General features: G+C 53.5%; 2 tRNA genes. Both read left to right on the top strand.

Annotated features, from left to right (window positions below):
- Positions 1-53 precede the first annotated feature (53 nt).
- Positions 54-130 (top strand) — tRNA-Ile (locus AC3A6F_RS25360).
- A gap of 20 nt (positions 131-150) precedes the next feature.
- Positions 151-226 (top strand) — tRNA-Ala (locus AC3A6F_RS25355).

Here is a 226-nt window from a genome sequence, read left to right as displayed (position 1 = left end):
CATCATCAAGCGTCCACGCTTATCGACTGTTGAATGTAAAGAACAGTTTTATCGGGGCTGTAGCTCAGCTGGTTAGAGCACCGTGTTGATAACGCGGGGGTCGTTGGTTCGAGTCCAACCAGCCCTACCAAGTTATTGGCATACCCTAATGGGGGATTAGCTCAGCTGGGAGAGCACCTGCTTTGCAAGCAGGGGGTCGTCGGTTCGATCCCGTCATCCTCCACCA

The organism is Massilia sp. Soil_C_3, from assembly GCF_057657035.1.
This window is presented reverse-complemented; position numbering and strand designations above follow the sequence as displayed.